Origin of the sequence: Pseudomonas sp. W5-01 (assembly GCF_046540435.1) — a bacterium.
In the GTDB taxonomy this organism is placed as follows: Bacteria; Pseudomonadota; Gammaproteobacteria; order Pseudomonadales; family Pseudomonadaceae; genus Aquipseudomonas; species Aquipseudomonas graminis_B.
Genome location: NZ_JAXCIP010000004.1, coordinates 118,653 through 132,551 on the forward strand (window position 1 = coordinate 118,653; position 13,899 = coordinate 132,551).

The window sequence follows — 13,899 nt, forward strand, 5'->3', positions numbered from 1 at the left end:
ATCATGGCCTCGCCAGCCCTTTCAACTCTGAAAACGCGCATGAGCGCGGCCGCTGCCATGATCGGACTCCTGAGCCTGGCCGGTTGCCAGCTGGGGGGTGAAGACCGCGACAGCCTGCCGCCTGCCAGCGGGGTGTTTGCCATTAAAGGGCTGGCACAGAACGTCTCGATTCGCCGCAACAACCTGGGCATGCCGCTGATTGAGAGCAGCACGTTCCATGACGCGCTGTTCACCCTCGGCTACGTTCACGCGACCGACCGCATCACCCAGATGATGCAAATGCGCTTGCTTGCCCAAGGCCGGCTGTCGGAAATCGCAGGGCCGGGCGCCCTCGACCTCGACCGCATGATGCGCGCCGCCAACCTCAAGCAGACTGCCGGCCAGCTGTATGCGGCCTCCTCGCCGCGCCTGAAACGCTTCTTCGAGGTGTACGCGCGCGGCGTCAACGCCTACTTGTTCCGCTATCGCGACAAGCTGCCGGCTGACCTCGCCGATTCGGGTTACAAGCCTGAATACTGGAAGCCGGAAGATTCGGCGCTGATCTTCAGCCTGCTCAACTTCAGCCTGTCGGTGAACCTGCAGGAGGAGATTTCCTCCCTGGTGCTGGCGCAGAAAGTCGGGGCAGACAAGCTGGCCTGGCTGCTGCCAACCTATCCCGACGAGGAGTTGCCCTTTGCTGAAGCCGACAAGCTCAAGGGCCTGAATCTGGGCAGCCAGCTGGCGGGCCTGAGCGATCTGGACAAAGCGGCGCTGCAGCTTTCCGACCTCAACCTGCTGGGGGTTTCGGCATCGAATAACTGGGTGATCTCACCGCAACGCGCGCGCGCTGGCAAAAGTCTGCTGGCCACTGACAGTCAACTGGCGCCGACTGTCCCGTCGATGTGGAATTTCGTACAGATCCGCTCGCCGAAATACCAGGCCGCAGGCGCGACCGTTGCGGGATTGCCGCTGGTCTTGTCCGGTTTCAACGGCAAACTGGCCTGGAGCATGGGCCCGGCAATGGGCGACAACCAAGACCTGTTCCTGGAGAAGCTCAAGCGTGAAAACAACCGCCTGATGGTGATGGCCGACGGCAAATGGGTCGCGGCAGGCGCCCATGAGGAAACCTACTTCGTCAAAGGCCAGAGCCCGGTGCGCGAGCCAGCCTACGAAACACGCCACGGCCCGCTGCTCAACGCAAGTTCTGCGCAGTTGGCCAGCGGCCTTGGCATCGCCCTGCAGACGCCTGATGCCAAGGACGACAAAACCCTCGATGCCCTCTTCGACCTGACCCGTGCGCCGAACGTGCAGCGGGCCTTCGACACCACCCGGGAAATCCGCGCCATCACCCTGAACATGGTGTTCGCCGATGCGTCGAACACCGGCTGGCAGGTCACCGGCAAATACCCGAATCGGCGCGACGGGCTCGGCCTGATTCCTTCGCCGGGCTGGGACGGCCGGTTCGACTGGGACGGCTATGCTGACGCGATGCTGCACCCGTACGATCAGGATTCGCAACAGGGCTGGATCGCCACCGCCAATCAACGCACGGTGCCGAAAGGCTATGGCATGCAGCTCTCCAATTCCTGGGATTATCCGGAGCGCGCCGAACGCATCGCCGAACTGGCCAGTGCCGGCAAGCAGGACACCCGCAGCACCGTCGCCATGCAATACGACCAGACCACGACCTTCGCCGCCAAACTGAAGAAAATGTTCTCCGCGCCGGGCATGTCAGTACCGCTGAAACAGGCCATTGACGCCCTGCCCGCGCCAGAGCGCGACAAAGCCCGTGATGCGTTGACCCGCCTGATGGCGTTCGACGGCCGACTGTCGCCGGGTTCGGCGGATGCGGCGATTTACGAATTGTTCCTGCAAGAGAGTGCCCGCCAGACTTTCCTCGACGAACTCGGCCCGGAAACCAGCCCTGCCTGGAAAGCGCTGGTGCAAAGCGCGGACCTGTCCTACTCGCCCCAGGCCGATCACCTATTGGGCCGCGAAGACAGTCCGTATTGGGACGACGTGAAAACGCCGCAAAAAGAAGACAAACCCACCATCCTCGCCCGCAGCCTGGCCGCTGCGATCACCGTGGGCGAAGCTCAACTCGGCGCCGATCACAAAGCCTGGCAGTGGGGCAAGTTGCACCAGATCACTTGGACCGCCCAAAGCGCCCAACTCAGCGCGGCGCTGGGGGGCAACAAGGCAAACATGATCAAAGGCCCAATCGCCACGGGCGGCGACCACACCACCCTCAACGCGTCGGGCTTCCACTGGGGCCAGGACTTCAACGCCGCCGTCGTACCGGCCATGCGCATCATCGTCGACTTCGCCCAGCAAGAACCGATGATGGCGCAAAACGCCGCGGGCCAATCCGGCAACCCCGCGAGCCCATACAACGCCAACGGCATCGACCCCTGGATGAAAGGCCTCTACATGTCAGTGCCGATGCAACCGGAAAACTTCGAAAAAGCCTACGGCAAACAACGCCTGACGCTGACGCCCGGGAAGTAAATGGCCGAGCCATCCGGGATGACGCGGAGCGTCCCGGGATGCATTCCCACGCAGAGCGTGGGAACGATCAGTGTCAAGGCGCAAAAATAGACGTCGCTCAACCCGGCCTCTTCCCGGCTGAAGCCGGTCCCACTAAAAAGCACACCGCGTACCGTCAGTGGGACCGGCGGCGCCCCGTAGGACCGGCTTCAGCCGGGAAGCCGTTGATCTGCATCTGCTTTTGATCCGCTTTTGATCTTCAAACTCAAATAGCCCAGACGCCGCCAAACGCGACTTGGGTGCAGGCTGAACGCAGGTCTCGCTCCGTGGGCCGAGCGGCATGGATGCCGCGAGAGCCGCCCCCCGCCATGGATGGCGGATGGCGGCGGGCCCACGGAGCGAGACCGGAGTGAAGGAACCCTGAGGAACGAAGGGCCAAACCGAGAGCAAGCACCCTTGGTTACTTGGGGTGCTTTTCCAAGTAACTCGGCGAAGCCGAAACAGTCGAGCCGTTAGGCCGACGCTCTTGATCTTGATCTTGATCTTGATCTTGATCTTGATCTAGCGTCAAAACCCCGAACTTCTGCGCCCCGCCACCGCTCTACCTGACAAGTCCCCAAACCCGGTTAACCCATGGATCTCGTCATTGCCCGCCCCGAAGGCCTCTACTGCCCGCCCGGTGATTTCTACATCGATCCATGGCGCCCGGTCGAACGCTCCGTCATCACCCACGCCCACGGCGATCACGCCCGCACCGGCAACGAACACTACCTCGCCGCCGCGCCCGGCGAAGGCATATTGCGCTCCCGACTGGGCCAGGACATCAACCTCCAGACCCTCGCCTATGGCGAAAGCATCACCCACCACGGCGTCAAACTCAGCCTCCACCCGGCCGGCCACGTCCTCGGCTCCGCCCAGGTCCGCCTCGAATACCAGGGCGAAATCTGGGTCGCCTCCGGTGACTACAAAGTCGAACCCGACGGCACCTGCGAACCCTTCGAACCCGTGCGCTGCCACACCTTCATCACCGAATCCACCTTCGGCCTGCCGATCTACCGCTGGCAACCCCAGGCGGAAATCTTCGCCGGGGTCAACGAATGGTGGCGCGCCAATGCCGCCGCCGGCAAAGCCAGCGTCCTGTTCGCGTACTCATTTGGCAAAGCCCAACGCATCCTCCACGGCATCGACCCCAGCATCGGCCCGATCCTCGTCCACGGCGCCGTCGAACCGCTGAACCGCGTCTACCGCGAAGCCGGCGTGCGCATCCCCGAAACCCACTACGCCGGCGACTTCAAAAAAACCGACCCCGCGTTGCGCAGCGCCCTGATCGTCGCACCGCCGTCAGCTGGCGGCAGCACCTGGATGCGCCGCTTTGGCGAATTCAGCGACGCCTTCGCCAGCGGCTGGATGATGCTGCGCGGCACCCGACGTCGGCGCGGCGTCGACCGAGGCTTTGCCCTCTCCGACCACGCCGACTGGCCGGGCTTGCTCTGGGCCATCGAAAACACCGGCGCTGAACGAGTGATGGTCACCCACGGTTCAGTGGCCGTGCTGGTGCGCTATCTGCGCGAACTGGGCCTCGACGCCCAAGGCTTCAGCACCGAATACGGCGACGAAGAAGACGACGCAGCGGCCAAGACCGAACCTGCACCCGGCCCCGAATCGACAGGCGAGGCCTCCTCATGAAGGCCTTCGCCGAACTCTATTCGGACCTCGACGCTACCACCTCCAGCAACGCCAAGCTGGCAGCCATGCAGGCTTACTTCAGCAACGCCGCCCCCGAAGACGCCGCGTGGGCGGTGTACTTCCTGGCCGGCGGACGCCCACGGCAACTGGTGCCCACGCGCATGTTGCGTGAGCAGGCACTGTTGTTGTCCGGCTTGCCGGAATGGTTGTTCGAGGAGAGCTACCAGGCGGTCGGCGATTTGGCGGAAACCCTGTCGCTGTTGCTACCCAAAGCCGAGCACAGCTCCGAAGAAGGCCTGGCCAGCTGGATGGAAAACCATCTGCTGCCCCTGCGTGGTCTGCCCCCGGAAGAGTTGCTCGAGCGTTTGCCGACGTTCTGGTCGCAACTGGACCCGCAAAGCCTAATGGTCTGCCTGAAGCTGATCACCGGCAGTTTCCGCGTCGGTGTTTCGAAGCTGCTGGTGACACGGGCCCTGGCGGCCTTGGCTGATATCGACAGCAAGCGCGTGGCCCAGCGACTGGTCGGCTACACCGATCTTTCCCATCGCCCCAGCGCCGAGGGCTACCTAAAGCTCATCGCCGAAGAATCGGCCGACGAACACGCGCAACGCGGCGGCCAACCTTACCCCTTCTTCCTTGCCCACGCGCTGCAGCAACCCGTCGATCAGTTCGAGAACCTGCTGGGCGCCGCCGAAAACTGGCAGGTGGAATGGAAGTGGGACGGCATCCGCGCCCAGGTGGTCAAGCGCGAAGGTCGCTTGTGGATCTGGTCGCGGGGCGAAGAACTGGTCACGGATCGCTTCCCGGAACTGCACACCCTGGCTCAGTGCCTGCCCGACGGCACCGTCATCGATGGCGAGATTGTCGTCTGGAAAGCCGCGACGCCGGAGAATCCGGAGAGCGGCGAGTTCGCGCTGGACACCCCTGCGCCCGGCACACCTGGCGAAGCGACGCCGTCGGTACAACCCTTCGCCCTGCTGCAGCAGCGGATCGGCCGCAAAACCCTGGGCAAGAAGATTCTGGAAGACGTGCCGGTCGTCGTGCTGGCTTACGACCTGCTGGAATGGGAAGGCCACGACTGGCGCAGTCGCCCGCAACATGAGCGCCGCACGCAGATGGAAAAAGTCATCGCCAGCGCCCAGAGCCCGGTATTGATGCCGTCCCCCGTGCTGACCGGCGCTGACTGGCTCGACCTCGGCCGGCAGCGCGAGGCGTCCCGCAGTCTCGGTGTGGAAGGCATGATGCTCAAGGCACGGGACTCGATGTACGGCGTCGGGCGCACCAAGGACATGGGCGTCTGGTGGAAATGGAAGATGGACCCGTTCAGCGTCGACGCGGTGCTGATCTACGCCCAACGCGGTCACGGCCGCCGCGCCAGCCTGTACAGCGACTACACCTTTGCGGTCTGGGACGGCCCGCCGGAGTCCAGCGAACGGACGCTGGTGCCCTTCGCCAAAGCGTATTCGGGGCTGACCGACGAAGAGATGCGCAAAGTCGACGCAATCATCCGCAAGACCACCGTCGACAAATTCGGCCCGGTGCGAAGTGTTACCCCGACCCTGGTGTTCGAGCTGGGCTTCGAAGGCATCGCCCTGTCGAAACGGCACAAAAGCGGCATCGCGGTGAGGTTTCCCAGGATGCTGCGCTGGCGCCTGGACAAGCCCGTTGCTGAAGCCGACAGCCTGGCGACGCTGCAGGACCTGCTGGCCTGAGCACCGTAGCGGTGCGCGGGCCTGGCTTCGGTCCGCGTCGAATGCGCTGAAATGGGGCGCGCTGAAAAACGCACCTCTCAGCGACAAGCCCCGCCAGGCGTTTCGAATCTCCCCTCCATCACAACAAGCGCCGCTGGACACCCCAAAGGCTGCAACTTTTTCGCCCACTCTCAACGGGATACGGCTACTCTGCCGATGCCTGCGGGGCCTCAAAAAAAGACAAAAGATGGCGCTAAGTCATCATTGCGACAACTCCGTACATTTAAAACGCGCGTTCGTTTCTTTGGTTCGGAAATTGCTGTCTATTTGCGGTCTGGCTTTTGCCGGTAGCAAGCCTTCGCGTGTTCCCAACGCTCAATTTGGTTTTAAGGACTGAACGATGAAAAAAGCATGGCTGACCCTTTCCGCTCTCGCCATCTGTCTGGCCGCCGGTAACGCAATGGCCAAGGAGTACAAGGAGCTGCGTTTCGGCGTCGATCCTTCCTATGCGCCCTTCGAATCCAAAGCCGCCGATGGCAGCCTGGTAGGCTTCGATATCGATCTGGGCAACGCGATTTGTGCTGAATTGAAGGTCAAGTGCAAGTGGGTCGAAAGCGACTTCGACGGCATGATCCCAGGCCTGAAAGCCAACAAGTTCGACGGCGTGATCTCCTCCATGACCGTGACCCCGGCCCGCGAGAAAGTCATCGACTTCTCCAGCGAACTGTTTTCCGGCCCTACCTCACTGGTCTACAAAAAAGGCTCCGGCCTGAGTGCTGACACGGCCTCGCTCAAAGGCAAAACCGTGGGTTACGAGCAAGGCACCATCCAGGAAGCCTACGCCAAGGCCGTTCTGGACAAGGCTGGCGTGAAAACCCAGGCCTACGCCAACCAGGATCAGGTCTATGCCGACCTCGTTTCGGGTCGTCTGGATGCCTCGGTTCAAGACATGCTGCAAGCCGAGCTGGGCTTCCTGAAATCGCCACAAGGCGGTGACTATGAAGTCAGCAAGCCTATCGACGATCCCCTGCTGCCAGCCAAAACCGCAGTCGGCATCTCGAAAGGTAACAAGGACCTGAAAGCGCTGTTGGACAAGGGTATCAAAGCGTTACACGACGACGGCAAGTACGCCGAGATCCAGAAGAAGCACTTCGGCGATCTGAATCTGTACAGCGGTAAATAAGCAAACAGACGCCCGTTGATTTCAGCCAGAATCCGTCGCTGAAGTTCACGGGCGTTTTTATTGACTGTATAGGTTGCACATGTTCGAAACTCTCCTGCAAAACCTGGGACTGTCAGCATTCAGCCTGAAAGGCTTCGGCCCGCTGTTGCTGCAAGGCACCTGGATGACCGTCAAATTATCGGTAATGTCGCTGCTGCTGGCCATTGTGCTCGGCCTGCTGGGCGCCAGTGCCAAACTGTCAAAAGCCGCCGTGCTGCGCGTTCCTGCCCAGATCTACACCACGTTGATCCGTGGCGTACCGGACCTGGTGCTGATGCTGCTGATCTTCTACAGCCTGCAAACCTGGCTGACCACGCTCACCAATGCGATGGAATGGGATTACATCGAGATCGACCCTTTCTCTGCCGGCGTCATCACGTTGGGCTTCATCTATGGCGCGTACTTCACCGAGACCTTCCGCGGCGCGATTCTCGCCGTACCGCGCGGTCAGGTCGAAGCCGCCACGGCCTATGGGCTCAGCCGTTCGCAACGGTTTCGCATGGTGGTATTCCCGCAGATGATGCGCTTCGCCCTGCCCGGCATCGGCAACAACTGGCAAGTGGTGCTCAAGGCCACCGCGCTGGTGTCGATCATCGGTCTGGCCGACTTGGTCAAAGCCGCGCAGGACGCGGGTAAAAGCACCTATCAGCTGTTCTACTTCCTGGTAATCGCCGCACTGATCTATCTGGTCATCACCAGCGTGTCCAACTTCGCCCTGCGCTGGGCCGAACGGCGTTATGCCGCCGGCAGCCGGGAGGCTCAACGATGATCGAGTTGCTGCAAGAATACTGGCGCGCCTTCCTTTATACGGACGGCCAGAACATCACCGGCCTGGCCATGACGATGTGGCTGCTCAGTGCCTCCATCGCCATTGGCTTCATCGTTTCGATTCCGCTGTCCATCGCCCGCGTATCGCGCAATCCCCTGGTGCGCTGGCCGGTGCAGTTCTACACCTACCTCTTCCGTGGAACGCCGCTGTATATCCAGTTGCTGATTTGCTACACCGGCATCTACAGCATCGCCGCCGTACGGGAGCAGCCGATGCTAGGCGCGTTCTTCCGTGACGCGATGAACTGCACGATCCTCGCCTTCGCTTTGAACACTTGCGCCTACACCACGGAGATCTTCGCTGGCGCGATTCGCAGCATGAACCACGGCGAAGTCGAGGCGGCCAAGGCTTACGGCCTGACCGGCTGGCGCTTGTACACCTACGTCATCATGCCGTCGGCACTGCGCCGTTCGCTGCCTTATTACAGCAACGAAGTGATCCTGATGCTGCACTCGACCACCGTGGCTTTCACCGCCACCGTGCCGGACATCCTCAAGGTCGCGCGGGACGCCAACTCGGCCACCTTCCTGACGTTCCAGTCGTTCGGTATTGCGGCGCTGATCTACCTCACGGTCACGTTCATTCTGGTAGGCCTGTTCCGATTGGCTGAACGCCGCTGGCTGGCCTTCCTCGGCCCGACTCACTAGGAACCCTGCATGCGACACCAGACCCATGATCTGCTGGCCCCGGTGCCTGGCACCGCGCGGCAGATCCATAGCTTTCACTACGGCCCGGAACACGGCGCCTGCAAGGTTTACATCCAGTCGTCCCTGCACGCCGACGAGCTGCCGGGCATGCTGGTGTCCTGGTACTTGAAGCAACGGCTGGCCGAGCTTGAAAACGCCGGCCAGTTGCTCGGCGAGGTGGTGGTCGTTCCGGTGGCCAACCCCGTCGGGCTGGAGCAGGTCCTGATGGACATGCCGCTGGGCCGTTACGAGCTTGAAAGCGGACAGAACTTCAACCGCCGCTTCGTCGACCTCGGTCAGCAGGTGGGCGATGAAGTCGAAGCGCTGCTGACGGATGATTCCCGGCACAATGTCGCACTGATTCGCAAAACCTTGCTGGGCGCACTGAATAACTGCGTCGGCAGCACCCAACTGGAGTCCCAGCGCCTGACGCTGCAGCGCCTGGCCTGTGACGCTGATGTGGTGCTGGACCTGCATTGCGATTTCGAATCCGTCGAGCACTTGTACACTACGCCTGAGGCCTGGCCCCAGGTCGAAGCGCTGTCGCGTTATCTCGGCGCACAGGCAAGCCTGCTGGCCACCGACTCCGGCGGACAGTCGTTCGATGAATGCTTCACGCTGGTCTGGTGGCAACTGCAGCAGCGCTTTGCCAAGCGCTTCCCGATTCCTATGGGCAGCTTTTCCGTCACCCTGGAATTGCGCGGCCAGGGCGATGTCAATCACGCCCTCGCCAGCCGCGACTGTCAGGCGATCATCAGCTACCTGATGCACCACGGCGCCATTGCCGGCGAGCCGGTTGCTCCACCCGAACTGCTTTACCCGGCGACCCCGCTGGCGGGCGTCGAACCGGTTGCTACGCCTGTCGGTGGTTTGCTGGTGTTCTGCACACTGCCCGGCGAATACGTCGAGGCGGGGCAATTGATCGCTGAGGTCATCGACCCGATCAGCGACGCAGTGACCCCGATCCGCACGGCCAACGCTGGCCTTATGTACGCCCGCTCATTGCGACGCATGGCGACCGCCGGCATGGTCATCGCCCATGTCGCCGGCACCGAAGCCTACCGCAGCGGCTACTTACTTTCTCCTTGAGGACTGCCCTTCATGTACAAACTGACCATCGATGGCCTGCATAAAAGCTACGGTGACCACGAGGTGCTCAAAGGGGTGTCGCTGAAGGCCAGCGTCGGCGACGTGATTTGTCTGATCGGCGCCAGCGGCTCGGGCAAGAGCACGTTCCTGCGCTGCATCAATTTTCTCGAGCAACCCAATGACGGCGCCATGAGCCTGGACGGCCAGCCCGTGCGCATGGTCAGCGACACCGGCGGCATGCGCGTCGCCGACCCGGCCGAGCTGCAGCGGATTCGCACGAGGCTGGCGATGGTGTTCCAGCACTTCAACCTGTGGAGCCACATGACGGTGCTGGAAAACATCACCATGGCCCCGCGGCGGGTACTGGGCGTGTCGAAGGTGGAGGCTGAGGCCCGCGCACGCAAATACCTGGACAAGGTCGGGCTGCCGGCGCGTGTCGCCGATCAATACCCCGCGTTCCTGTCCGGTGGCCAGCAGCAGCGCGTGGCCATCGCCCGCGCGCTGGCGATGGAACCGGAAATCATGCTGTTCGACGAGCCGACTTCAGCCCTCGACCCTGAGCTGGTCGGCGAAGTGTTGAAAGTGATTCAGGGCCTCGCTGAAGAGGGCCGGACCATGATTCTGGTGACCCACGAAATGGGCTTCGCCCGCAAGGTCGCCAATCAGGTGGTGTTCCTGCACCAGGGCCAGATTGAGGAAATGGGCCACCCGGACGACGTGTTGGGCAGCCCGAAGAGCGAGCGCTTGCAGCAGTTTTTGAGCGGGAATCTTAAGTAGCCGCCTGCTGCCGGCCTGACACCCCGCCTCAGTGCGGGACACGCATCACTTGTGGGAGCGACCGGGGTGGCGTTCCACCTTGCTCGCGAAGGCTATGGTTCAGCCACCAGAGATTCTTTGGCTGTACTGGCCTCTTCGCGAGCAAGCTCGCTGCCACAAGTATGCAGTCAAGCCTTGCCAACGCGTAGCCCGCTCCCAAACCGATCCAAACGGATATTCCATCAAACTATTCCACGCTCTGAGCGGTCTCTGACTTAACCCCTTCCCAGAGCCTGCGCATGCCAAAAGCCGTCAATTTCGCCAAGCGCTGGTTTGCCGAGCGTGGCTGGAAACCCTTCCCCTTCCAGAAAGAAGTCTGGGCCGCCGTCGCTCGCGGCGAGTCGGGTTTGCTGCACGCCAGCACGGGCGCGGGCAAGACCTACTCGGTGTGGTTCGCCGCCCTCAACCAGTTCGCCCGGCCTGCACCCGAACCTATCGAGCAGAAGCCGCGCAAGCGCAAGCCCGTCGCCGCTCCCCTGAGCGTGCTGTGGATCACGCCCATGCGCGCCCTCGCCGCCGACACCGCCCGCGCACTGGAAGGCCCGCTGCAGGATTTACAGATCCCGTGGAGTGTTGGCTTGCGCACTGGCGACACCAGCAGCAGCGAGCGAGCCAAACAGGGCCGGCGCCTGCCGTCCGCGCTGATCACCACGCCGGAGAGCCTGACGCTGCTGCTGACTCGCGCCGATGCCCAGGCGACGATGTCGACGCTGAAGATGGTCGTGGTCGATGAATGGCACGAGCTGATCGGCAACAAGCGTGGCATTCAGCTGCAACTGGCCCTGGCCCGGCTGCGTCAGTGGAATCCTGAACTGGTGATCTGGGGCCTTTCCGCGACCCTCGGCAATCAAGCCCACGCGCAACAGGTGCTGGTGGGCGACCACGGCACCACCGTCCATGGCAAAGTGGTCAAAAAGTTGATCGTCGACACGTTGCTGCCGCCCTCCATCGAACGCTTCCCCTGGGCCGGACATATGGGGCTGCGCATGCTGCCGCAGGTGCTGGCCGAGGTCGACAGCAGTTCCAGTTGCCTGCTGTTCACCAATACACGGGCACAGTCGGAAGTCTGGTATCAAGCGCTGCTGGAAGCCCGCCCGGACTGGGCCGGGTTGATCGCGCTGCACCACGGCTCGCTGTCCCGTGAGGTCCGCGACTGGGTTGAACGCGCGCTGAAAGAAGGCCACCTGAAAGCTGTGGTCTGCACCTCCAGTCTCGATTTAGGCGTGGATTTTCTGCCAGTCGAGCGCGTACTGCAAATCGGTTCGGCCAAGGGCGTCGCGCGGCTGATGCAGCGTGCGGGACGCTCGGGCCACGCGCCGGGCCGCCCGTCACGGGTCACGCTGGTGCCGACCCATAGCCTGGAGCTGGTAGAAGCCGCCGCTGCCCGCGACGCCGTCAACGCGCGTCTGATCGAACCCCGGGAATCACCCTACAAACCGCTGGATGTCCTCGTGCAACATCTGGTGAGCATGGCCCTCGGTGGCGGCTTTATGCCCGACGCGCTACTGGCCGAAGTTCGCACCGCCTGGGCCTATCGCGACCTCACCGACGAGGAGTGGGAGTGGGCACTGGCTTTCGTGCGCTACGGCGGCCTGTCACTGACGGCCTACCCTGATTATCGACGCGTCGAGCCTGACGAAGACGGCATCTGGCGCGTCCCCGATGCCCGCCTGGCCCGCCGCCACCGCATGAGCGTGGGCACCATCGTCAGCGAAGCCAGCATCAACGTGAAGTACTGGAGCAAGGGCGGCGGAGGTGGATCGCTCGGCAGCGTCGAAGAGGGCTTCATCGCTCGCTTGAAACCCGGAGACGGGTTTCTGTTCAGCGGTCGGCTGCTGGAACTGGTGCGCGTGGAGAACATGACCGCGTACGTGAAAAAGGCTACGGGCAAAAAAGCCGCCGTCCCACGCTGGAATGGCGGACGGATGCCGCTCTCCAACGAACTGGCAGACGCCGTTGTCGAAAAATTCGATGCCGCTGCCCGGGGCGATTTCAGCAGCCCCGAGATGCACATCGTCAGCCCGCTGCTGGAAGTGCAGCGGCAATGGTCAGCCTTGCCACGCAAGGACACGCTGCTGGCGGAAGTCTTGAAGTCCCGCGAAGGCTGGCATCTGTTTCTTTATCCCTTCGCCGGGCGCCATGTGCACTTGGGGCTGGCGAGCCTGCTGGCGTGGCGACTGAGCCGCGACACGCCACTGACCTTCTCCATCGCCGTGAACGACTACGGCTTCGAGCTGCTCAGCGCCACCCCGATCGACTGGAGCGAGCGCCTGACGACCCAGCTGTTCTCCGAAGACGAGCTATTGGCCGATATCATTGCCAGCCTGAACGCCGGCGAACTGGCGCTGCGCCGTTTCCGCGAAATTGCCCGTATCGCCGGGCTGGTGTTCTCCGGCTACCCCGGCGCGCCGAAGAGCAACCGACAGCTCCAGGCGTCGAGCGGATTGTTCTTCGAAGTATTCAAACAATACGACGCCGGCAACCTGCTGCTGACGCAAGCTCAAGAGGAAGTGTTGCGGCAGGAGCTGGACGTGGCCCGTCTCGAACAAACCCTGAGCCGTATCAACAATCGAACCCTGGATTTGCACGTGATCAAACGCCCCACCCCGCTGGCCTTCCCGCTGCTGGTAGAACGCATGCGCGAAAGCCTCAGCACCGAAAAACTCTCCGACCGTATCGCACGGATGGTCAGCGATCTCGAGAAAGCCGCCGGGCCTGAGGTCATGACGTGAGGCCGTATCTGTCGATTCAGCTGGCAGGTGCAGAGTTGTGGTTACTGGCGGACAAAGCGATCTACTACCCGGCCGAGCGGGCGCTGTTGATTGCCGACGCTCACTTTGGCAAGGCTGCTGCCTACCGACGGTTGGGTCAGCCAGTGCCCCACGGCACCACCGACGATAACCTTCAGCGCCTGGATGCACTGCTGGCGAGCTATGACTGCGACCGGTTGATCTTTCTGGGGGACTTTCTTCACGCTCCGGAATCCCACGCGACTGGCACGCTGTCGGCCATTCAGGCATGGCGCGACAAACATCATGGTCTGGCGATCACTCTGATTCGGGGTAACCATGACAAGCGTGCCGGCGACCCACCCCCGGAATTGCGCATGGACATCGTCGAGGAACCGATGTTCATGGGGCCGTATGCGCTTCAGCACGAACCCGACCCACACCCTGACTTTCATGTTTTAGCGGGCCATGTACATCCTGCCTACCGGCTGTACGGACGAGGACGACAGCGCTTGCGGTTGCCGTGTTTCTACGTATTGCCACGCGTGAGTCTGCTGCCGGCGTTTGGCGCGTTTACAGGCGGCATGAACATCGAGCGGGCGGAAAACAGCAGGGTTTACGTGGTGGGGGATGGGGCGGTATGGGAGGCGGTTTGAACACCAAGCCGAACAATCGACGAGGCACG

Annotated in this window: 10 protein-coding genes; all 10 read left to right on the forward strand. The window is 62.5% G+C overall.

Annotated elements, in window-relative coordinates:
* Positions 1-3 precede the first annotated feature (3 nt).
* Entirely contained in the window at positions 4-2,487 is a 2,484-nt protein-coding gene (locus SLW75_RS14075; protein ID WP_410934753.1) for a penicillin acylase family protein, read from the forward strand.
* A 612-nt stretch (positions 2,488-3,099) separates the two neighbouring features.
* Complete coding sequence (locus tag SLW75_RS14080) at positions 3,100-4,152, forward strand: ligase-associated DNA damage response exonuclease (protein WP_192135116.1); 1,053 nt, start codon at positions 3,100-3,102, stop codon at positions 4,150-4,152.
* Positions 4,149-5,864 (forward strand): ATP-dependent DNA ligase, encoded by a 1,716-nt coding sequence (locus tag SLW75_RS14085; RefSeq protein ID WP_410934754.1) that lies wholly within the window; start codon positions 4,149-4,151, stop codon positions 5,862-5,864. The genes SLW75_RS14080 and SLW75_RS14085 overlap by 4 nt, the downstream gene beginning before the upstream one ends.
* A 379-nt stretch (positions 5,865-6,243) precedes the next feature.
* Positions 6,244-7,026: a transporter substrate-binding domain-containing protein gene (locus tag SLW75_RS14090; protein WP_065992580.1), complete on the forward strand. Its 783-nt coding sequence runs from the start codon at positions 6,244-6,246 to the stop codon at positions 7,024-7,026.
* Between the two features lie 79 nt (positions 7,027-7,105).
* On the forward strand, positions 7,106-7,834 hold the full coding sequence (locus SLW75_RS14095; RefSeq protein WP_065992578.1) for an ABC transporter permease: 729 nt from the start codon (positions 7,106-7,108) through the stop codon (positions 7,832-7,834).
* The gene (locus tag SLW75_RS14100) at positions 7,831-8,541 is read left to right on the forward strand and encodes an ABC transporter permease (protein ID WP_065992577.1); all 711 of its coding nucleotides are present in this window, start codon (positions 7,831-7,833) and stop codon (positions 8,539-8,541) included. Before SLW75_RS14095 ends, SLW75_RS14100 begins: the two co-directional genes overlap by 4 nt.
* A 9-nt stretch (positions 8,542-8,550) precedes the next feature.
* Entirely contained in the window at positions 8,551-9,669 is a 1,119-nt protein-coding gene (locus SLW75_RS14105; protein ID WP_410934755.1) for a succinylglutamate desuccinylase/aspartoacylase family protein, read from the forward strand.
* A 12-nt stretch (positions 9,670-9,681) separates the two neighbouring features.
* On the forward strand, positions 9,682-10,446 hold the full coding sequence (locus tag SLW75_RS14110) for an ABC transporter ATP-binding protein (RefSeq protein ID WP_065992575.1): 765 nt from the start codon (positions 9,682-9,684) through the stop codon (positions 10,444-10,446).
* A 278-nt stretch (positions 10,447-10,724) separates the two neighbouring features.
* Positions 10,725-13,217 carry a ligase-associated DNA damage response DEXH box helicase gene (locus tag SLW75_RS14115; RefSeq protein WP_410934756.1) on the forward strand — a complete coding sequence of 831 codons (2,493 nt, stop codon included), beginning with the start codon at positions 10,725-10,727 and terminating at the stop codon, positions 13,215-13,217.
* Positions 13,214-13,870: a ligase-associated DNA damage response endonuclease PdeM gene (gene pdeM, locus SLW75_RS14120; protein ID WP_410934757.1), complete on the forward strand. Its 657-nt coding sequence runs from the start codon at positions 13,214-13,216 to the stop codon at positions 13,868-13,870. The genes SLW75_RS14115 and pdeM overlap by 4 nt, the downstream gene beginning before the upstream one ends.
* Positions 13,871-13,899 lie beyond the last annotated feature (29 nt).

What these genes read in the sequence shown, in the direction of transcription:
- SLW75_RS14115 (WP_410934756.1), top strand. Translation starts at nt 10,725, where the DNA reads ATGCCAAAAGCCGTCAATTTCGCCAAGCGCTGGTTTGCCGAGCGTGGC.
- SLW75_RS14075 (WP_410934753.1), top strand. Translation starts at nt 4, where the DNA reads ATGGCCTCGCCAGCCCTTTCAACTCTGAAAACGCGCATGAGCGCGGCC.
- SLW75_RS14100 (WP_065992577.1), top strand. Translation starts at nt 7,831, where the DNA reads ATGATCGAGTTGCTGCAAGAATACTGGCGCGCCTTCCTTTATACGGAC.
- SLW75_RS14110 (WP_065992575.1), top strand. Translation starts at nt 9,682, where the DNA reads ATGTACAAACTGACCATCGATGGCCTGCATAAAAGCTACGGTGACCAC.
- SLW75_RS14080 (WP_192135116.1), top strand. Translation starts at nt 3,100, where the DNA reads ATGGATCTCGTCATTGCCCGCCCCGAAGGCCTCTACTGCCCGCCCGGT.
- SLW75_RS14085 (WP_410934754.1), top strand. Translation starts at nt 4,149, where the DNA reads ATGAAGGCCTTCGCCGAACTCTATTCGGACCTCGACGCTACCACCTCC.
- SLW75_RS14095 (WP_065992578.1), top strand. Translation starts at nt 7,106, where the DNA reads ATGTTCGAAACTCTCCTGCAAAACCTGGGACTGTCAGCATTCAGCCTG.
- SLW75_RS14090 (WP_065992580.1), top strand. Translation starts at nt 6,244, where the DNA reads ATGAAAAAAGCATGGCTGACCCTTTCCGCTCTCGCCATCTGTCTGGCC.
- SLW75_RS14105 (WP_410934755.1), top strand. Translation starts at nt 8,551, where the DNA reads ATGCGACACCAGACCCATGATCTGCTGGCCCCGGTGCCTGGCACCGCG.